The sequence below is a fragment of the Streptomyces nidicola genome, assembly GCF_050106155.1.
Lineage (GTDB): Bacteria > Actinomycetota > Actinomycetes > Streptomycetales > Streptomycetaceae > Streptomyces.
This window is the reverse complement of sequence record NZ_JBNBPI010000001.1, coordinates 4,331,915-4,351,807: the sequence shown is the minus strand read 5'-3', so window position 1 is coordinate 4,351,807 and position 19,893 is coordinate 4,331,915. Positions and strand designations below refer to the sequence as shown.

The window sequence follows — 19,893 nt, the reverse complement described above, 5'->3', positions numbered from 1 at the left end:
AGACCGACGGGCACGGCACCCAGGCCCGTCGGCGTCACGCCGATCAGGCAGAGACCGGGAGCGGTGACGCTCCCACACCCCAGAAATACGAAGGCGGCTACGGAGCGGGCAGGGTCTTCGTGCTCGCCAAGGACGGGCAGCCGCTCATGCCCTGCCACCCTGCCCGCGCACGCGAACTCCTCCGGAAGGGACGGGCCGTGGTGGTGCGGCAGGTTCCCTTTGTCATTCGGCTGAAGGACCGGACACGCTCCGATTCCGAGGTCGAGGGAGTGCAGCTACGTATCGACCCGGGCTCCAAGGGCTCAGGAATCGCACTCACCGACGAGAAGTGGGAAGCGTGCTCCACCGTACGGCGAGGGTTGCTGAGCGCCGAGCTGCGGCACCGCGGCGACCGAATCAGCCATGCCATGCGACAACGCGCCGGATACCGCCGCAGACGCCGCTCGGCCAACCTCCGCTACCGCGCCCGTAGATCAGACAACCGCGCACACTCAGCAGACTGGCACCCACCCTCGTTACGGCACCGCGTGGACACCATCACCTCCATCGCGTCCCGGTTCTGCCGCTACGCCCCCGTCACCGAAATACACATCGAGACGGCGACATTCGACACCCACTCCATGAGCGTGGGCAGACAGCTGTACGGCAGCGAATACCAACAGGGCGCGCTCGCCGGTATCGGCACACGCGGCTATCTACGTACAAGGTGGTCCCGCACCTGCGCGTACTGCGGCGCGGCGAACGTGCCCCTCAACATCGAACACGTAAGGCCTCGAAGCCACGGCGGCTCTGCCCGTATCTCCAACCTCGTCCTGGCCTGTGTGCCCTGCAACCAAGCGAAGGGAAGCAGGGCTGTGACGACGTTCCTGTCACAGGCCCCCGAGCGCTCGGCCGAGATCGTCGCCCAGCTCAAACCCTCGCTGCGCCACGCCGCAGCCATGAACTCGATACAGCCCGGGCTGTATCGCGCATTGCACCGCCTTGCTGTGCCGATCCGGTCATGGCCGAGCAAGGTGACCAGCGACAACCGCAGAGCGGCCGGCCTGGACAAGACCCACACCCTCGACGCCCTCGCCGTCGAACCTCTCGACCAGGACAGGGGCGACACCATCGTCCGTGTCCCGGACCGGGTACTCGTGCTCGAAGCGACCGGACGAGGCTCCTACGCGCGTACGACACCGGACCGCTTCGGATTCCCCCGGCTCCGCCGAGAGCGCAGGAAGCAGCACTTCGGATATGTCACCGGCGACCTGGTGCGAGCGGTTATCCCGAAGGGGAAATGGGCCGGCACCTGGACCGGCCGCATCTCGGTCCGGGCCCGTGGCCAGCACAGTCTCACCACGCCCGGCGGCCGCATCAACGTCTCGTACCTCCACCTGCGCCTGCTGCAACGGGCGGACGGCTATGCGTACAGCAGTCGTCAGGAAGCCGGTGTGTCAATGTCTCGAAAAATCGGTTGAGACCTGCCGTGCGGGTTCCTAGGCTGCGTAGCAAGACGGAAGGAGGTGGTTCGGAGCATGCATGAACGCCGGACAGTCGAGGTGACTGCGGGCTAGCGGCCCGACGTCGCATTTCGAATTCGGCGCCGGACCAGTGCGCGATATGTGCGCGCAGCCGGCCCAATCCCAAGCAGTCACCCGACCCGCGAGCCGCCGGTACGTCCGGCCGGCTTCCGACCGTCCTCAGGGGCGGGAGGAACCAGGCTCGCGGGTCGTCTGCGTTCCCGGGGGGCGTGAGGACTCAGCCCTTGCTTACCGCCAGCAGGATTTCCGGGAGGCGGTTCGATGTGCGGGGGGCCGCGAGGCGGAGGCCGAGGAGCGTCGCCGCCGCGCCGTATACCGCTCCGATCGGGAGCAGGATCCAGGTCCAGGACGCCGAGTCCGTCGCGTGCAGGGTGATCGTGAGGGCCAGGACCGGGGTGCAGATGAGGGCCGCCGCGACCATGCCGCCGAAGATGGAGATCCACGCCAGGCCCGCCTGCCCCGGAGCCACGTTCTTGTAGCTCTCCGCCGGGATCGAGTACGGGAAGCGCGCCGAGGTCCACGCGCCGGTGGCGAGCATCGCGCCGAGCAGGGCGTAGGAGAGGCCGAGGACCTCGGGGAGGTCGGGCCAGGCGTCCAGCATCGCCGTCGTGACGACGGTGACGAGCGTGGCGTACGGGAGGGTGATCAGGAGCAGGGCGTACGCACGCGCGCGTAGTTCGGTGTAGGCGTCCTTCGGGGACGCGATCGTCATCGCCACCATCCAGAACGCCGATGTGTCCTGGCCGAACTGGTTGTACATCTGGATGCCGAGCATCCCGGAGGCGAAGCACGCGAAGTAGACGGTGCCGGTGCCCTGGAGGGCGTTGAAGACGGGGACGATCAGGCCGATCGCCAGGGATGTCACCCAGGCCGCCTTGGTCTTCGGGTCGCGCCATACGTAGCGGAGGCTGCGTTCCATGACCGTGCCGGTGCGGCCCTCCGGGAGCAGCCGTGGGCCCGTACGGGTGCGGCGGCGGCCGGGGGTCGCCGCTTCGAGGGTGGAGCCGTCCGGCGCGGTCATCAGGCGGGTCAGGGCGCGGCGCCAGAGGGTCAGGAGGGTCAGGAGCGCCGCGGCGCAGAGGGCGAGTTGGGCGAGTGCTGTTCCGTACGATGCCTTGCTTGTCGCGTCGACCGCCGCGATCGCGGACGCCGGGGGGATCCAGCTCAGGACCTTCGCCACCGGGTCGAGCGCGTCGACCCCGCCCGCCGCACCGAGCCGCTGTATCCCGAAGTTCACGAGCTGCGCGCCGACCGCGATGACGAGCCCGCTCAGGACGGCGAGGTCGCGGCCCTTGCGGCTGGTGAGCAGCCGGATGTTGGCCGCGGCCACGGTCCGCGCGAGGGCGACGCAGGTGAGGACGGTGAGGGGGACCGCCAGTACCGCGACCACCGCGCCGGCCGCCCCGTGGGCCACCGCGTACGCCGCACCGAATGCGAGGCACAGCGTGAAGAGGGGGCCGATGCCGACCAGTGATGCCACGAGGAGGCCGCGGACCAGCGGGTCGGGGCGCAGCGGGAGCATCGCGAGGCGGGTGGGGTCGAGGGTCTCGTCGCCGCTGGGGAAGAAGAGCGGGAGGACGGCCCAGCCGAGGGCGAGGAGGGTGGTGAGGGGGATGCCGACGGTTGCGGCGTGCGCGTTGCCGTGGAGGAGGATCAGGCCGAGGAGTTGGAGTGCGGCGACGAGCGTTGCCGCGAGGAGGGATGCGATGTAGGCGGCGCGCCTGCCGGCGGATTGGCGGAGGCCGTTGCGGAGGAGGGCGAGTTTGAGCTGGACCAGGACGGATGTCATGGGCGGGTCCGCTTGTCGCGCCGCGGCGGGGTTGACGTCGCGGGGCTCTGCCCCGGGCCCCGCTGGCTCTCGTCCAAGAGCGGGGCTTCAATTTGTGGTGCTGACTTGCTCCCAAGCCAGTCCAGCGTTCCCCCGGCGCCTCGTCCTTGCGCCCCCACCAAGTTCAGGAACGCCTCCTGCAAGGAGTTCGCCTCGCCGCGGACCTCCGCCAGGGGGCCCTGGGCCCGGATGCGGCCCGCTGCCATCACCGCGACCCAGTCGCAGAGTGACTCGACCAGTTCCATGACGTGGGAGGAGAAGACGACCGTCGCGCCGGAGCGTGTGTAGCGTTCGAGGACGCCGCGGATCGTCTGGGCCGAGACCGGGTCGACGCCCTCGAACGGTTCGTCCAGGAAGAGGACTTCGGGGTTGTGGAGGAGGGCCGCGGCGAGGCCGATCTTCTTGCGCATGCCGGTCGAGTAGTCGACGACGAGTTTGTTGCGGGCCCCGGCCAGGTCGAGTACGTCGAGGAGCTGGTCCGCGCGTTTGTCGACCTCCGTGCCGGGCAGTCCGCGCAATCGGCCGGTGTACGCGAGGAGTTCGTGGCCGGAGAGGCGTTCGAAGAGGCGCAGGCCCTCCGGGAGGACGCCGATGCGTGCCTTGACCTCGGCGGGGTCGGCCCAGACGTCGTGTCCTGCGACGTGCACGGTGCCCCTGTCGGGGCGGAGCAGGCCGGTGACCATGGAGAGGGTGGTGGTCTTGCCCGCCCCGTTCGGCCCGACGAGGCCGATGAACCGGCCTGCGGGCAGGGCGAGTTCGATGCCGGCCACGGCGGTCTGCTGCCCGAACGACTTCCATAGGTCGTGTACGCGTACGGCTGCGGTTTCCTCGGCCGAGGTCAACTGTGCCCGCCCTTCCTCGTCTTCGTCCGTCCGGGCACGATACGTCGGCCGGGGGCGGGGCACGGGGAGGCGCCGGGTCCTGTCCTGAAGACTGCCCTACCCGCGTCGGCCTTCGCGCCCGCACGCGTACGCCAGCGGGGAGACGAGTTCCTCCGCGTCCGGGAGCCAGCGGTTCGCGGCGGTCGGGCGGCAGGCCCACTGGGCGGCGCCCCGGCTGCCGAAGCGGGTCGGGGGAGCGGCGACGTACTGGCCCTCGCCGAGCGTGAGCAGGTCGAGGGAGGCCGGGGGCCAGCCCAGCTTCCGTACGAGGTCGGGGATCTTGGCGGTGGCGCCGGGGAGCACGAAGAACTGCATGCGGCGGTCCGGGGTGCAGGTCACCGGGCCGAGGGTGAGTTCCATGCGCTCCATGCGGGCGAGGGCGAGGAACCCTGCGGTCTCCGGCACGTCGATCGCGTCGAAGGTGCGGCCCGTGGGGAGGAGGATCGACGCGTTCGGCTGCTTCGACCACAGCCTGCGGGCCACGGTCGCGCTGCCGGTGGCCTGCGTCGCCCAGTCGGGGCGGGCGGGGTGCGCGCCCGGGGCGGGGCACTGGGGGGAGCCGCACGAGCAGCGCTGGACACCGTCGCCGATCTCCAGCCAGGTGCCCGGGACCACGTCCCAGTGCCGCTCTTCCGCGTAGCGGACGGCGGTGTCCAGGAGGGAGTCGCCGCGCTGCTGCGGGATCTGCCCGGTGGCGGTGACGGGAGGGTTGACGTCCGAGGTGCCTGCGATGGTCTCTTCCACGTGGTTCTCAACTCTCGCCGCCACGGAGGGTTACGGGCGCACGTACGGGCGGAGCGGGGGCATCGTTCCCGCATGTGGGGCGCATGGGTGCATGGGTGGGGGCGCGCGGGCGAGGAGGCCCCGGGTGGTGGGTAGTGCGGGGAGGTAACGAGCGCGGCAACGCGGCGGGCCGGCGTCACACGGGCGTGTGTTTGACACCCGTTTGTGGTGCATCTTCCGTTTCCACTCAGGGCAGTGATGATCCAACGACCGGCTGTTGACCGGCAGTCGGACACCCGGACGGGCACAGCAGGGGGTACGTCATGGCCGCACGGCCTCTGGTAGCGCGACAGCCCAATGAACGGCTGCAGGCGCTCATTCAGGAAGCGGGCTGTTCGAACGCGGGGCTCGCGCGCCGGGTCAATATGTGCGGTGCGGAGCACGGGCTAGATCTGCGCTACGACAAGACGTCCGTGGCGCGTTGGCTGCGTGGGCAGCAGCCGCGCGGCCGGGCGCCGGGGATCATCGCGGAGGCACTTGGCCGCAAGCTCGGGCGCACGGTGACGATCGACGAGATCGGGATGGCGAACGGGAAGAACCTCGCCTCCGGTGTGGGGCTCCAGTTCTCGCCGACCGTGCTCGGTGCCATTGAGCAGGTGTGCGAGCTGTGGCGAAGCGACGTGGGGCGCAGGGACTTCCTGTCCGGTTCGTCCGTCGCGTCCTCGGCGCTCGTCGAGCCGAGCAGGGACTGGCTGATCTCCGTGCCGGACTCGCAGGTGGCGCGGGCGGCAGGGCCGCGGGTCGGTCCTTCGGACGTGGCGGCGGTGCGGGCGATGACGCAGGCGCTGACCGACCTCGACCATCAGTACGGGAGCGGGCACGTGCGCCCGGTGCTCGTGCACTACCTGAACAGTGTGGTGAGCGGGCTGCTCGCGGGCTCGTACCGGGAGGCGGTGGGGCGTGAACTGTTCTCCGCCGTCGCGCGGTTGACGGAGCTCGCCGGGTACATGGCGATCGACACCGGTCAGCCGGGGCTCGCGCAGCGGTACTACATCCAGGCGCTGCGGCTCGCGCAGGCGGCCGGTGACCGTGGCTACGGCGGGTACGTGCTGGCCGCGTCCATGAGTCATCTGGCGGCGCAGCTCGGCAACCCGCGTGAGATCTCCCAGCTCGCCCGCGCGGCTCAGGAGGGGGCGCGCGGGCGTGTGACGCCGCGCGCTGAGGCGATGTTCCACGCCGCCGAAGCGCGCGGCCACGCACTCCTCGGGGACGCGCGGTCGGCGCAGTCCTCCTCCTCGCGCGCGGTCGCCGCCCTGGAGCAGGCCGAGGGGCGGACGGACTCGGGGGACGACCCGGTGTGGATCGCGCACTTCGACCACGCCTATCTGGCGGACGAACTGGCGCACTGCCACCGGGACTTGGGTCAGTCGAGGGACGCGGCGCGGTGTGCGCAGGAGTCGTTGGACGGGCATCCGGAGTCGCGGGCCCGGCGTCGCGCGATCGGTCTCGTGCTGCTGGCGACGGCGCAGGTGCAGCAGCGGGAGGTGGAACAGGCCTGTCATACGGGACTTCGGGCCGTCGAGCTGCTCGGCACGGTGCGTTCGAACCGGGGCGCGGAGTATCTGGACGACTTCAGGGAGCGCCTCGATCCGTTCCGGGAGGAGCCCGTGGTGCGGGAGTTCGGGGCGCGCATGGAGCTTCAGGCGGCGTGAGCGGCGCACTTGTGTGGACATGGGCGGCGTACTGGTGTGACGTGAGCTGTGTCATAACGGGCAAGCCGGCAGGCGGTTTTGTTAGTCGCGTCACTGGGGAGACTTCCGGGGTTTGAGGTGCGTAGCACGGGCGTACGAAGACCCGGTAGCGTGAGCCGACGATTCCGACCCCCTACGTAGGAGTCTTACGGTGACGGAGCAGAGCGGGCAGAGTGGGCAGGGCGAACGCCCGCACCTTCCGCAGGCGCGGCAGGCGCACGAAGGTGTCGTGCTGCCTGCCGACGGCGGTGAGCCCCTGTTGCCGGGCACGTACGGCGACCAGGCGGGTCCGGCGGGCGCGAGCCCGTGGGGGCAGCCGTGGGGGCCGGAGTCCCAGCAGGCGCACAACGCCGGGCCGATGCCGACCTACGACGGGTCCGTGCCCACGTACGAGTGGGGTCAGCCGCAGGGCTCCGCACCGATGCCGCCCGCGCCGCCGCAGAACCCCGGTGCGCTGCCGCCCCAGTCCTACGGTGCCGCCCTGCCGCAGCAGCAGCCCCCGCAGGCGCTGCCGCAGCAGTACGCGGAGGCAGGGCCGCTGCCGCCCGCGGCTCCCGCGGGGCCCGCCGCCGGTGCGTACGACGGGGATGCCACGCAGTACATACCCCCGGCGGACCAGCAGGCCGCTCAGCACGCGGCCGGTCCCGGGCTGCCGCCGGAGGCTCCCGCCCCGGACGCCACACAGTTCCTCGGGCGCGCGCAGCCGATGCCCGACGCGGCGCCGCCCGGCTACGGGGGATCTCCCGACAGCGAGGCCACGCAGTACATACCGCCGGTTCCCGGCCAGCCGATGCCGGGCCAGGCGATGCCCCCGCAGGGGATGCCGCCTCAGGCGATGCCCGCTCAGGACCAGGGCTACGGGGTACGCCCCGGAGCGCCCGGTGAGCGGCAGCCGCCGGCCGAGTTCGACGCCCTGTTCCGCACGGAGCCGGAGGGCGGCGCTTCGGCGACGCAGCAGATGCCGCGCTTCGACCCGCACGCGGCGCAGGCCGGACCCGGTGGACCGGGGATGCCGGGCATGACGCCGCCCCCGCAGCAGTACGGGTACGAGCCCGAGCCCCCGCGCGGCGGCAAGTCCCGCACCGGTTCCAAGGCGCCGCTGATCGCCGCGGTCGGCGTGGCCATCCTCGTCGTGGGTGTCGGCGCGGGCGCCATGCTCAGTGGCGGGGACGACGACGACAAGAAGACGGACGCGACGAAGAACGTGTCGAACTCGGCGCCCGCGTCCGAGTCGGCCTCGCCGTCCGCCGACCCGGCCAAGGCGCAGGCCGTCGAGCTCGACAAGCTGCTCGGCGACTCCAACAACAGCCGTTCCGCCGTGGTGCGTTCGGTCGCGAACATCGGTAGCTGCAAGGCGCTGCCCCAGGCGTCGAAGGACCTGCGCGCCGCGGCGAACCAGCGCAACGACCTGGTGACGCGCCTCGGCTCGCTCCAGGTGGACCAGCTGCCCGACCACGCCCGCCTCACCGCCGCGCTCACCAGCGCCTGGAAGGCCTCCGCGTCCGCGGACGCCCACTACGCGAAGTGGGGCGACCAGGTCGCCGCGAAGAAGCACGCGCTGTGCAAGAAGGGGCACGCCAAGCCGACGTCCGAGCGCAGGGCCGGTGACGGGTCGAGCAGCACGGCGTCGACGCAGAAGCAGCAGGCGTCGAAGCTGTGGAACCGGATCGCGAGCAAGTACGGGCTGACCCAGCGCTCGGCCGTCCAGCTCTGACGGGTTCGCAGGCAGCGGCGGTTTCGGAAGCGGTCGCGATCAGGAAAGCCCGGAGAGCGTGCCCGTCACGTCCACCGAGGACTTCCTGGTCGCCTTGAGCCGCCCGGAGACGACCTTCTGGAAGGTCACCCGCGCGTTGACCAGGCGCGGGAAGTCGCCGACCGTGGACATGTGGTTGTAGCCCCAGCGCAGCGGCGGCGTCAGCCCGCCCGTCGTGACCTTGAGATCGTCGTCGAGGGCGGTGCGCACGGTGCGCGCGGTGACCGCGCCGTCGCCGACCGACTCGATGACCTGCCGCAGCACCTCGTACGCGATCCAGGTGGTCTGCACGCCCGCGTCCGCCGGATCGATCCGGTTGTCGCCGAAGGCCTGCTCGTTGATCGCCCGCTTCATGGGGTCCCAGCGCGCGTCGCCCGACGCCGGGTACCAACTGGTGACGTACGCCCCTTCGTACGGGCTCTCCGCGCCGCCGGTGCGGTCGACGACGGTCTGGTCGACGCTGCCGAGGACGGTGGCGGTGCGCACGGAGGGGTAGTCCTCGCGCAGCCGCCGGAACGAGTCGAAGAACGTGTTCGTACGCTCCCCGAGCACCGCCGCGACGCAGCCCTCGCCCTGCGGCGCCCGGCTCGCGGTGTCGAGGGCGCGGCGGGCCTGGTCGGCGTAGTCGGTGGCGTCGTCGGCGGCGAGTACGTCGACGGCGGCGGGGCGGTGGCGCAGCGCGAGGCCTGAGTTGAGCAGGGGCGCGAGCTGGTCGCCGGCGATGGAGTCGGGGCGGATCAGGACGGTGCGGGCGCAATCCTCGGACAGCTGGCGCCCGTTGCCGGCGAGGAGGGCGGCCTGGCCGCCGTTGACCGGGTACGACAGCGGGCTGGTGAACTCCGCCTCGGTGGCGCCGTAGCCGCCGATGTAGGGGATGCCCGCGGACTCCAGCGGCGGCAGGAAGGCGTTCGAGTGCTGGCTGTACGAGCCGACGACCGCCACGGCGTCGTGCTCGACGGCGGAGCGGGCGCACCGGGCGGCGCCCACGCTGTCGTTGTGGTCGTTGCAGGTGAGGACCTTCAGCGTCCGGCCGCCGATGCCGCCGTGGGCGTTGATCCAGCGCGCGTAGGCCCGCGCCATGGCGGGCACGCCGGGCATGTTCGTCGCCTCGGTCTTCTCGGGGGCCCAGGTCATGACGGTCACCGGCTCGTCTCCCGCGCTCTTGGCGTCGGTGGGGACGAGCCCGCACCCGGCGACCAGGGCGGCGCTCAGGAGCACGGCCGCGGTGCGTATGTGGCTTCGGGGGGCGATGCGGTTACGGGTGCTGCTGGGACGCCTGCCGGTCATGTCCCCGCACGATTCCGCCGCGCCGCCAACGGTCGAGTGACCCGCGGTCAACGTGTGGTGACGATGAGGTGAATTACGGGGGTCGTGCGGGGCTCGAGGGGCCGGGACGTACGATCGATGACCGTGCAAACCTCGGACAAGTCTTCCCGTCGCGGCCGTCGCTCAACGAAGATGGGCGGCATGCCACTCAACGACATGCCGTGGTGGCGCTGGCGCAGCAACGTGCGTTCCGCGCTGCACATGCTCTCCGACCCGTCGTTCCAGCGGGACGTCTGGCAGGCAGGCGTGGACGGATACGGAGACGTGACCGACGCCGTGTACCGCCTCGTCGAGGACACCTGGCTGGACAACTGGTCCGCCGAGAAATACGTCGGGACGATCTTCCGGGACTCGCAGGAGGCGGCCCTCGTCGACTCCGCCGTGCTCCGGGTGCTGCGGATCATGCACCAGGTGGGGCCCGACGCCCCGGTCGCCGCGTACCTGAACCACGAGGGCTGGCCGGAAGCGGTCCGCGCGGCCCGCGACGCCCATGTGAGGCTCGCCACGAGCGACGCCGAGGACCCGGACACGGCCCCGCAGACCCTCGAGGTCCTGCGGATCATGACGAGGGCGGCGTAGCCGGGCAGCCCGGTGGGACGGGCCGAGGGTATGGGACCCTTGGGGCCATGAACGCGCAGTCCACTCCCGAGCAGTACGTCCTCACCCTCTCCTGCCCCGACAAGCAGGGCATCGTGCACGCCGTGTCGAGCTATCTCTTCATGACCGGCTGCAACATCGAGGACAGCCAGCAGTTCGGTGACCACGACACAGGACTGTTCTTCATGCGCGTCCACTTCAGCGCGGACGCCCCCGTGACCGTGGAGAAGCTGCGCGCCAGCTTCGCCGCGATCGGCGACTCGTTCCAGATGGACTGGCAGATCCACCGGGCCTCGGACCGGATGAAGGTCGTCCTGATGGTCAGCAAGTTCGGCCACTGCCTCAACGACCTGCTCTTCCGGGCCCGGATCGGCGCGCTGCCCGTCGACATCGCCGCGGTCGTCTCCAACCACACGGACTTCGCCGAGCTGGTCGCCTCGTACGACATCCCCTTCCACCACATCCCGGTGACGAAGGAGACGAAGGCGCAGGCGGAGCAGCAGGTGCTGGATCTGGTGCGGGCCGAGGGCGTCGAGCTGGTCGTGCTCGCGCGGTACATGCAGGTGCTGTCGGACGACCTGTGCAAGCAGCTCAGCGGGCGGATCATCAACATCCACCACTCGTTCCTGCCGAGCTTCAAGGGTGCGAAGCCGTATCACCAGGCGCATGCGCGTGGTGTGAAGCTGATCGGTGCGACCGCGCATTACGTGACGGCGGACCTCGACGAGGGGCCGATCATCGAGCAGGAGGTCGAGCGGGTCGGGCACGACGTCACGCCGGACCAGCTGGTCGCCATCGGGCGGGACGTCGAGTGCCAGGCGCTGGCGCGGGCCGTGAAGTGGCACGCGGAGCGGCGGATTCTCTTGAACGGCCGGCGTACGGTCGTCTTCGCGTAGCCGTCACCCGGGGTTGACGTCGCGGGGCTCTGCCCCGGACCCCGCGCCTCAATCGCCGGCGGGGCTTAATTTTGCCGAGCCGGGCTTGATGGCACCGAACGGAACCTGGCTCGGCGTTACAAACGGCTCAGGCCAGCCGTCGCAGACAGGACGTCGCGGATGGCCTCGCGGTCGCCGACCTGGCCCGCGGCCGCTTCCTCCGGGAGGACGTGGCCGGCGGCGAGGCGGCAGAACTCGACGCCGTCCAGGGCGACATGGGCCACTTCCCGCTCCTCGGAGCCGACCGCCGCGGGGGAGTCGAGGGCGATCAGCCACTCGCCGCCGCCCGCTCCCTCGACCTCCAGGCGCAGGCTGCGACCGGGGCGCCCCGCACCGATGAGCTCCCGGGCGGGGGCCGCGAGGCCGTGCCTGCGGCGCGTGGCCAGGGAGCCGGGGAGCAGCCGGGCGGCGAGGTCGATCATCCGGTTGAGGTGACGCGGGGCCGGGGCCTCGTAGGGGTAGTCGACCGCGTCCGCGATGTCACCGGCGTGGATCCAGCACTCGAAGGCCCGGTCGATCATGGCGTCGCGCAGCGCGAGCTCGAAGTCGCCGTACGAGACGGGGAGTTGCCCCGAGCCGCCGGTACCTGCCTCGTCCGAGCCCGCGAAGGACACCGTGCGGATCACGGCGTGCGACTGCTCGCGCCAGGGCGCCCGTACCGCGCGCGTGGGCGGGAAGTAGGAGGACTTCCAGTACGCCTTGGTGCGAGCCGTGGGGCCGAGCTCGACCGGTACGGGGGAGGGGTCCTCCAGGCCGAGGGTGCGGGCGACCAGGCCGTCGACGCTGGTGAGGTGGGCGATCACGCCCGCGACCGTGGTCTTCTTGCCGACCTGCTCCGCCCCCTCGTACCAGCGCAGCCGCACCGGCGCGTGCCACTCGCCGTCGCCGATGTCCTGGAGCAGCGCGTCGAGCCGGGCGGTCTCCGCGTCGTACGGAGCGGCCCAGCCGGGGACGGGGATGCGGGCGGGGCGCCGGGTGAGGCAGCCCTCCAGGACGCGGGAGCGCAGCATCGGGTCGAGGTCGAGGCTCTCCTCGGCGTGCAGCAGGCCGACCGCGTCGCGCAGCCGCAGCGCCTCTTCGGCGCAGGTGCCGCAGTCGCCGAGGTGGATCTCGACGGCGGCCGCTTCCTCGGGGGAGCAGGCGGCCAGCGCCCAGGCGCCGAGCAGCGACTTGAGGACGCGGTGCTCCAGGACGGCCGGTTCGGCCGCCGTCACGTCGGGCAGCGGGCGGCCGGTGTCCTCGACGGAGGAGCGGGGCGTCGGTATCCAGGGCCGGTCCGCGGGGCCGGGGCCCTCGGGCTCCCCCTCGTGGGGGTCGAACCGGTCCGGTCCGTTCGCCGCGCTCACGCCGGCCTCCCGTAGCCGCGGCCGGGCGGTGTGCCCGCGTTGTGGGCCGTCGACAGGAGCTGGAGGCCGAGGCGGAGCCTGCGGCGGGCCTCGTCCTCCGTGACGCCGAGGTCGGCGGCGGTCTGGCGGTAGTCACGGCGCTGGAAGTACGCGAGGTTGAGCGCTTCGCGCAGCGGGGCGGGCATGGACGTCACGATGTAGTCGGCGCGGGCCGCTGCGGAAGCGTGACGCACCTTGCGCTCCAGGTCCTCGGTGGTGCCGAGCCCGGTGCGCACGAGGGCGGCGGACTCGGTCTGGCGCAGGCGCTGCACCGCGTGCCGGTGGGTGAGGGTGGCGATGAACGAGCGCAGCGGGCCCTGCTTGGGGTCGTAGGACTCCGGATTCTCCCAGATCTGCGTGAACACGTCACGGGTGATCTGGTCGGCGGCCGTCTCGTCGTCGAGCACGCGGTGTGCCAGGCCGTGCACCAGCGAGGCGAACCGGTCGTAGAGCTCACCTAGCGCGGCCGCCTCCCCGTGGGCCAGGCGCTGCTGCATCCTGCGGTCCCAGCGGGACGGGGTGTCCTTGGGCATGGGGCCCCCTCACCGACTGCCCGAACTACGTACTCTGCCTTGTACTCGCTCTGCCTTGTACTCGAATGTAACTGTCGGCGCCGACAGCGCACTCTCCTTTGCCGCATTGTGCGCGCCTGGGGAGCAGTAGGTGGTAAAGGCATTCGCCCCCGGAAACGCGCTGAGCGATTCGCTTCACATGTGACCGGCCAGGGCTTAACCAGGCCATATGTGATAGGTCTGCGGGAGTGTTTCATCCCGGTGCGGCAGGGCAGCCGCGCAGAAGAAACGTAGGGACAGATTCCGGATCGTCGATATTCCCGAACGAGAGGCGTGGCGCGTGACGCTCAAGGTGACCGAGTCAGGGCAGGGCGACTGGGCCGTCGTGTGCGTGTCCGGCGAAATGGACCTGGTGACGTCCCCGGCGCTGCGCCAGCAGGTGCACGAAGCGGTGGCGGAAGGCCGCCGCAGCGTCGTGCTCGACCTCTCCGACGTGCTGTTCTGCGATTCGAGCGGCGTCGGCGTGCTGATCGCGGCGCGCCGCCTGATGCGCTCCTGCCAGGGCCGCCTGCGCCTGATCCTCCCGGCCCAGGGCGCGGTCGACGGCTCCCACGTGAACCGCGTGCTCGGCGCCCTCGGCGTCCGCCGCCTCTTCGACGTCTACCCGGACGTCGCCTCGGCGGTGGACGAGGACGCGGCGCCGATGTCGGCGTAGCGGCTCGTACCGGGTAACGGCTTGTACCGGATTTTCACCGGCCTTGACACAAACACCGCAGTTCGGGGCGTGCGCGCCCGGCGCCGTCGTACGCTCCGATGCGTAGCACCCAACGACTCGAGAGGCGGCCCATGAGCATGGACGAGCGGAGGATCGCGGCCCGGTTCGCCGGCTTCGACCAGGACGGCAACGGATACATCGACCGCGAGGACTTCTACGTCGCCGCGAAGGCGCTGCTCGCCGAGTTCGGTGTGGCGGCCCGCTCCGAGCGGGGGCAGGCGCTGTTCGCCGGGGCCGAGGCGTTCTGGCAGGGCATGGCCGGGATCGCGGACGTCGACGGGGACCAGCGGGTGACCCGTGAGGAGTTCGTGACCGGGGCCGTGAAGCGGTTGCGGGACAACCCGGACCGGTTCGCCGAGATCGCCAGGCCGTTCCTGCGGGGGGCCCTCGCGGTGGCCGGCGCGGAGGCCTCCGGGGGCGGGGTCGATGTGGATACCGCGGTGCGGGTGCTTGGTGTGCTCGGGGTGGAGGCGGATGTGGCGCGGGCGGCGGCCGCCGCGTTGGATGCGGATGGCTCCGGGCGGATTTCGGAGGATGCGGCGGTCCGGGCGTTCGCCCGGTACTTCACCGTCCCGGAATAGCCGGCGCATCGGCGTTGCGGTCGCGGGGCTCTGCCCCGGGCCTCGCGCCTCAATCGCCGGCGGGGCTTGAGTGGAAGCGTTCCCGCAGTTTGTACTTCAGGACCTTGCGGAGCGTCTCGTTGCGGGGCAGGGCGTCCAGGGTCTCCAGTTGCTCCGGCAGTTTGAACGTGGACAGGCCCTGGTCGCGCAGGTACGTGGTGAGGTCGGGCAGGGTCAACCGGTCGGCGCCCGACCGGAGTTCGAGCACCGCGCAGACCCGCTCGCCCCGCTCCGCGTCGGGCAGGCCGATCACCGCCGCGTCCTGGACCGCGGGGTGTGCGTGCAGCAGGTCCTCGATCTCCTTCGCGGAGATGTTCTCGCCCTTGCGGATGATGACGTCCTTGGCGCGGCCGGTGAGGACCAGGTGGCCCGTGGGCAGCAGGTGCCCCAGGTCGCCGGTGATCAGGAAGCCGTCCTCGTCGAAGGCGTCCGCGGTCTGGCGCGGGTCCAGGTAGCCCTGGCAGACGGCCTCGCCGCGCAGCCGTACGTCGCCGTCGACGCCGGGCGGCACCTGCTTGCCGTCGGCGTCGACGACGCGGATCTCCATGCCCTCCGGCGGGCGACCCTCCGTCGTCGCCAGCATTTCGGCGGTGTCGTCGGGCGCCCCCATCGTGATCATCGGCACCTCGGTCATGCCGTATCCGTGGGTGAGTTGGACGTCCATCTCGCGGACGACCGAGTGGTAGACCTCCGGCGGTTTCGGGGCGCCGCCGCCCGCCAGGAGGCGCAGGGTCGGGATCAGTTTCTCGGCGGGCTGCTTGCGCTGTTCGGTCAGGAACATCGAGTAGAAGGCCGTCGAGCCGCCCGCCACCGTGACGCCGTGCCGCCGGTACTCGTCGAGGCAGTCCGGCATCGCGAAGTGCTCGAACATCGCCGCCGGGAAGCCGTAGAGGAGCAGCATCACGGTGTAGTCGGGGCCCGCTATGTGCGCGAACGGGAACGCCATCGAGCCGACGTCGGACGACGACAGATGCAGGGCGTGGGCGAGGCAGGAGCCGCCCGCGATGAGGGAACGGTCCGTGTGCAGCACGCCCTTGGGGTCGGACGTCGTGCCCGACGTCCAGTAGATCCAGCGGACGTCCGTGCCGGAGGCGGGCGGCGGGGGCAGTACGGACGGGTCGCCCTCCGGCAGGTCCTCGTACGCCTCGAAGATGCCGCGCGCGCCGAGCCGTCGGGCCATGTCGGTGTGGTCGAAGCCGCGCCACACGCCGGGCGTCGCGAAGAAGTCGGCCTTCGACTCCCGTAGCGCGAAGCCGACTTCGCGGTCCCGGTAGAAGGGGATGACCGGCGACTGCACCGCCCCGATGCGGGCGAGCGCGAAGGAGAGCAGGGCGGTCTCGATGCGGGTGGGGAGCTGCCAGGCGACCACCGTGCCGGGGCGGACGCCCAGGTCGTACAGGCCCGCCGCCACGCGCTCGCCCCGGTCGCGCAACTCGCCGAAGGTCAGGGTGCGTTCGCCCTGGAGGAGCACGGGGTGGTCGGGGGTGAGTTCGGCGCGGCGCTCGACCAGCTCCCAGAGCGTGCGGGAGGCGCCCAGGGCGTGTGCGGTGTCGGTCATCTCCAGAACCCCTTCACGGCCGGTGCCGCGACCTGACGGGTTGTCAGATCTGGCTGAGAGCGTAAGTCCGCGCTCCTTGTCGGTCCAGAGGTGCGGGGCTAGCCTGCTTTCTGACGGGTCATCAGATACGGCGAGGGGCTGAACACTCATGACGGAACTGCCGCGCATCGTCAGCGTCGACGACCATGTGATCGAACCGCCCCATCTCTTCGAGACCTGGCTGCCTGCCAAGTACCGGGACAAGGGGCCGAAGCCGCTGACCGAGGGAATCGGTGAACTCGCCTACGTGGCGGGCAAGTACCAGATCACGATGGATCCGGCGGGGCCGCCGACGGACTGGTGGATCTACGAGGACCTCAAGTTCCCGTACAAGCGCAATATCGCGGCCGTCGGCTTCGACCGCGACGACATGACCCTGGAAGGGATCACGCGGGCCGAGATGCGGCGCGGGTGCTGGGACCCCAAGGCGCGCCTGGCGGACATGGACCTCAACCACGTCGAGGCCAGCCTCTGCTTCCCGACCTTCCCCCGCTTCTGCGGACAGACGTTCGCGGAGGCGCACGACAAGGAGGTCGCGCTCGCCTGCGTGCGTGCCTACAACGACTGGATGGTCGAGGAGTGGTGCGGGGACAGCGGCGGCCGGCTGATCCCGCTGTGCATCATCCCGCTGTGGGACGTGGACCTCGCCGTCGCGGAGATCCGGCGCAATGCCGCGCGCGGCGTCAAGGCCGTGACGTTCTCCGAGATACCCACCCACCTGGGGCTTCCGTCCATCCACTCCGGCTACTGGGACCCGTTCTTCGCGGTGTGCGAGGAGACCGGGACCGTCGTCAACATGCACATCGGCAGCAGTTCCCAGATGCCCGCCGCCTCCCCCGACGCACCACCCGCCGTCCAGGCCTCGCTCAGCTTCAACAACGCGATGGCCTCGATGATGGACTTCCTGTTCAGCGGCGTCCTCGTGAAGTTCCCCCGCCTCAAACTCGCGTACAGCGAGGGGCAGATGGGCTGGGTGCCGTACGCCCTGGAGCGCGCCGACGACGTGTGGGAGGAGCACCGCGCGTGGGGCGGCGTCCGCGACCTGATCCCCGAGCCCCCGTCGACGTACTACTACCGGCAGATCTTCTGCTGCTTCTTCCGTGACAAGCACGGGGTGGCGTCCATCGACACCGTCGGCCGGGACAACGCGACGTTCGAGACGGACTACCCGCACGTCGACTCGACCTTCCCGAACACCAAGGAGGTCGCCCTCGACCACGTGAAGGGCCTCGACGACGAGACGATCTACAAGCTGATGCGCGGCAACGCCATCCGCATGCTCGATCTCGACCTCGACAAGTAGGGGTCCCTCCATGGACCTCACGTACACCGACGAAGAAGAGGGGTTCCGGGCGCGGCTCCGGGAGTGGCTGGGCGGCGTGCTGCCCACGCTCCCCCCGAAGCCGTCGCCCGACGACTGGCCGGGCAGACGCGCGTACGACATGGGCTGGCAGCGCCGCCTGTACGACGCCGGGTACGGGGAGGTGCACTGGGACGCCTCACCTACGAAGCGGCTCATCTTCCTGGAGGAGACGGAAAAGGCGGGCGCACCCTACGTAGGCGCGAATTTCGTCGGGCTGCTGCACGCGGGGCCGACCATCGCCGCCGAGGGCAGCCCCGGCCAGCGGGACCGCTGGCTCGAGCCGATCCTGCGCGGGGACGAGGTGTGGTGCCAGGGGTTCAGCGAACCGGACGCCGGATCCGACCTCGCGGCGCTACGCACGAAGGCCCGGCGCGAGGGCGACGAGTACGTGATCAGCGGCTCGAAGATCTGGACCTCGCACGCGGAGGTCGCCGACTGGTGCGAACTCCTCGTCCGCACCGATCCGTCGGCCCCCAAGCACCGAGGCATCTCCTGGCTCGCCATGCCGATGGACGCGCCCGGCATCACGGTGCGGCCGCTGCGCACGCTCGCCGGGTCGACCGAGTTCGCCGAGATGTTCCTCGACGACGTGCGGGTACCGGTCGGCAACCGGGTCGGCGAGGAGAACGACGGCTGGCGCGTGACCATGGTGACCCTGTCCTTCGAGCGCGGCACCGCGTTCGTCGGCGAGGTCGTCGCCTGCCGCCGGGTGCTCGGCGAGCTCGCCGCCCACGCGAAGAAGACCGGCCGCTGGGACGACGCCGTGCTCCGCCGCGAACTCGCCCTGTTGTCGGCCGAGTTCGGTGCCCTGTGGCGGCTCACGCAGTGGAACGTGAGCGAGGCACAGGCGACCGGCGGCGTGCCCGGCGTCGGCGGCTCGGTCTTCAAGCTGCGCTACTCGCACGCCAGGCAGCGGCTGTACGAGGCCGCGGCCAAGGTCCTCGGCGGCGCGGGCGCCCTCGACACCGACCAGGAGTGGACGCTCGACCGGCTCTCCTCGCTGTCGTACACGATCGCCGCCGGCACCTCGCAGATCCAGCGGAACATCGTCGCCGAGCGGATCCTCGGGCTGCCCAGGTCTTCAAAGGGGGGACGGTAGGCGTGCACTTCCAACTGACCGAGGAACAGCGGGCGTTGCGCGACGGCACGCGGGAACTCCTCGCCGGGCGGTTCGGGCGCGACGCGCTGCGGGCCGCGGTGGACGCCGACACTCCGGCCGTCGACCGGGGGCTGTGGCGCGAGCTCGGCGAGGCCGGTCTTTTCTCGCTGTGCCTGCCCGAGTCGGAGGGCGGGGTGGGGCTCGGCCTGCCGGACGCGGTGGTGGTGTTCGAGGAGGTGGGGCGAGCTCTTGTGCCGGGCCCGCTGGTGGCGACCTTCCTCGCGGCGGGCGAGGTGCCGGGCGCGGCGACCGGCGAGACGGTGGTGACCGCGCCGTACGGGTCCCTGCTGCCGTGGCGGGACGACGCGGACGTGGTGCGCGGCGACGCCTCCACGGCCCGCCCGATCGCCTCGGCGGACCCGCTCACCCCCCTGCACGCGCTCCCCGGGCCCGCCCCCGTACCGCTCGAAGCGACCCTCCTCTACGCCGCTGAACAGCTCGGCTCGGCCGGCCGGACGCTCGACATGGCGGTCCAACACGCCCGGGAACGTGAGCAGTTCGGATCACCGATCGGCTCGTTCCAGGCGGTGAAACACCTGTGCGCCGAGATGCTCGTACGGGTCGAGGTGGCCCGCGCCGCCGTGTACGCGGCGGCGGTCACCGCCGATCCGGTCGAGGTCGCGGCGGCCGAACTGCTCGCCGACGAGGCCGCCGTGCAGGGCGCCCGGGACTGCCTCCAGGTGCACGGCGGCATGGGCTTCACCTGGGAGGCCGACGTGCATCTGCATCTGAAGCGGGCGTGGGTGCGGGCCGAGTTGGGCGGCAGCGCGAGGGACGCGGAGGAGACGCTCGCGGCCGCGCTCTGACCTGCGTACGAAGACAGCCGCGCGTCCGGAAAGCGGACGCGCGGCTGTCTGAGCGGAGGGCCTGAGCAAGGGTGCACGCACAGTGACCGTGCGTGGTTATCGGGTTGTGTCCTGTGCGGGGCTCGTCACGGCACGGAGTCGGCGTTCCGCTCCGGTACCTTGTGGCAGATGCGAGTGGTGCTGAACCCGAGCGACGGCGCCGGTGTTGTCTCCGAGGCAACTCCGGGCCCCTGGATGTGCGCCGCTCGCAGCGCAGGGCGGGGTTTCGCACCCGTCTGTTCGACCCCCGGCGAGACGCGTCGCACAGTATGCCGTACGCGTACTCCTTCGCGCTGGAATATGCCCGAAGCGCTTGTTGG

The 19,893-nt window shown here is 71.1% G+C and carries 17 protein-coding genes; 10 read left to right on the top strand and 7 right to left on the bottom strand.

The features are described from left to right. Positions 1–119 precede the first annotated feature (119 nt). Entirely contained in the window at positions 120–1,460 is a 1,341-nt protein-coding gene (iscB, locus tag ACOKM3_RS19785; protein ID WP_426902196.1) for an RNA-guided endonuclease IscB, read from the top strand. 280 nt (positions 1,461–1,740) lie between these two features. Here iscB and ACOKM3_RS19780 read toward each other — a convergent pair whose 3' ends face one another. The 3 genes from ACOKM3_RS19780 to ACOKM3_RS19770 all read right to left on the bottom strand — a co-directional run bounded on the left by ACOKM3_RS19780 (position 1,741) and on the right by ACOKM3_RS19770 (position 4,976). Continuing rightward, complete coding sequence (locus tag ACOKM3_RS19780) at positions 1,741–3,312, bottom strand: transporter (RefSeq protein ID WP_426902195.1); 1,572 nt, start codon at positions 3,310–3,312, stop codon at positions 1,741–1,743. After that, positions 3,309–4,193, bottom strand: a complete 885-nt coding sequence (locus ACOKM3_RS19775; protein ID WP_426902193.1) for an ABC transporter ATP-binding protein — start codon at positions 4,191–4,193, stop codon at positions 3,309–3,311. The genes ACOKM3_RS19780 and ACOKM3_RS19775 overlap by 4 nt, the downstream gene beginning before the upstream one ends. 96 nt (positions 4,194–4,289) lie before the next feature. Then, positions 4,290–4,976, bottom strand: a complete 687-nt coding sequence (locus ACOKM3_RS19770) for a bifunctional DNA primase/polymerase (RefSeq protein WP_426902192.1) — start codon at positions 4,974–4,976, stop codon at positions 4,290–4,292. 302 nt (positions 4,977–5,278) lie between these two features. Between ACOKM3_RS19770 and ACOKM3_RS19765 the strand changes: the two genes are divergently transcribed. Both ACOKM3_RS19765 and ACOKM3_RS19760 read left to right on the top strand, forming a co-directional pair. Next, positions 5,279–6,667, top strand: coding sequence for a transcriptional regulator (locus tag ACOKM3_RS19765; RefSeq protein ID WP_426902191.1), 1,389 nt, complete (start codon positions 5,279–5,281; stop codon positions 6,665–6,667). 190 nt (positions 6,668–6,857) lie between these two features. Then, positions 6,858–8,420, top strand: a complete 1,563-nt coding sequence (locus ACOKM3_RS19760; protein WP_426902189.1) for a hypothetical protein — start codon at positions 6,858–6,860, stop codon at positions 8,418–8,420. Positions 8,421–8,459: 39 nt separating this feature from the next. Here the strand turns inward: ACOKM3_RS19760 and ACOKM3_RS19755 are convergent, their stop codons facing one another. Further along, positions 8,460–9,746 carry an ABC transporter substrate-binding protein gene (locus ACOKM3_RS19755; RefSeq protein WP_426902187.1) on the bottom strand — a complete coding sequence of 429 codons (1,287 nt, stop codon included), beginning with the start codon at positions 9,744–9,746 and terminating at the stop codon, positions 8,460–8,462. A gap of 117 nt (positions 9,747–9,863) precedes the next feature. Here ACOKM3_RS19755 and ACOKM3_RS19750 point away from each other — a divergent pair, with 117 nt between their 5' ends. Together ACOKM3_RS19750 and purU are read left to right on the top strand one after the other, a co-directional pair. Continuing rightward, entirely contained in the window at positions 9,864–10,364 is a 501-nt protein-coding gene (locus tag ACOKM3_RS19750; protein WP_426902185.1) for an SCO4402 family protein, read from the top strand. A 47-nt stretch (positions 10,365–10,411) separates the two neighbouring features. After that, positions 10,412–11,278: a formyltetrahydrofolate deformylase gene (gene purU / locus ACOKM3_RS19745; protein ID WP_426902183.1), complete on the top strand. Its 867-nt coding sequence runs from the start codon at positions 10,412–10,414 to the stop codon at positions 11,276–11,278. A gap of 116 nt (positions 11,279–11,394) precedes the next feature. Here the strand turns inward: purU and ACOKM3_RS19740 are convergent, their stop codons facing one another. After that, on the bottom strand, positions 11,395–12,582 hold the full coding sequence (locus ACOKM3_RS19740; RefSeq protein WP_426906842.1) for a zf-HC2 domain-containing protein: 1,188 nt from the start codon (positions 12,580–12,582) through the stop codon (positions 11,395–11,397). A 77-nt stretch (positions 12,583–12,659) separates the two neighbouring features. Further along, a complete protein-coding gene (locus tag ACOKM3_RS19735) occupies positions 12,660–13,235 on the bottom strand; it encodes a sigma-70 family RNA polymerase sigma factor (RefSeq protein WP_327662134.1) in 576 nt (191 codons plus the stop codon). Positions 13,236–13,554: 319 nt separating this feature from the next. Here ACOKM3_RS19735 and ACOKM3_RS19730 point away from each other — a divergent pair, with 319 nt between their 5' ends. Together ACOKM3_RS19730 and ACOKM3_RS19725 are read left to right on the top strand one after the other, a co-directional pair. Further along, positions 13,555–13,929, top strand: coding sequence for an STAS domain-containing protein (locus tag ACOKM3_RS19730; protein ID WP_266712718.1), 375 nt, complete (start codon positions 13,555–13,557; stop codon positions 13,927–13,929). Positions 13,930–14,066: 137 nt separating this feature from the next. Further along, complete coding sequence (locus ACOKM3_RS19725; protein WP_426906841.1) at positions 14,067–14,570, top strand: EF-hand domain-containing protein; 504 nt, start codon at positions 14,067–14,069, stop codon at positions 14,568–14,570. 49 nt (positions 14,571–14,619) lie between these two features. Here the strand turns inward: ACOKM3_RS19725 and ACOKM3_RS19720 are convergent, their stop codons facing one another. Further along, positions 14,620–16,167, bottom strand: a complete 1,548-nt coding sequence (locus ACOKM3_RS19720; RefSeq protein WP_426902180.1) for a class I adenylate-forming enzyme family protein — start codon at positions 16,165–16,167, stop codon at positions 14,620–14,622. 148 nt (positions 16,168–16,315) lie between these two features. Here ACOKM3_RS19720 and ACOKM3_RS19715 point away from each other — a divergent pair, with 148 nt between their 5' ends. Genes ACOKM3_RS19715 through ACOKM3_RS19705 form a run of 3 tightly spaced genes read left to right on the top strand, consistent with a single transcriptional unit; the run spans position 16,316 to position 19,534 of the window. Then, a complete protein-coding gene (locus ACOKM3_RS19715; RefSeq protein WP_426902179.1) occupies positions 16,316–17,509 on the top strand; it encodes an amidohydrolase family protein in 1,194 nt (397 codons plus the stop codon). Between the two features lie 10 nt (positions 17,510–17,519). After that, positions 17,520–18,668, top strand: a complete 1,149-nt coding sequence (locus ACOKM3_RS19710) for an acyl-CoA dehydrogenase family protein (protein ID WP_426902177.1) — start codon at positions 17,520–17,522, stop codon at positions 18,666–18,668. 2 nt (positions 18,669–18,670) lie between these two features. After that, on the top strand, positions 18,671–19,534 hold the full coding sequence (locus tag ACOKM3_RS19705; protein ID WP_426902175.1) for an acyl-CoA dehydrogenase family protein: 864 nt from the start codon (positions 18,671–18,673) through the stop codon (positions 19,532–19,534). Positions 19,535–19,893 lie beyond the last annotated feature (359 nt).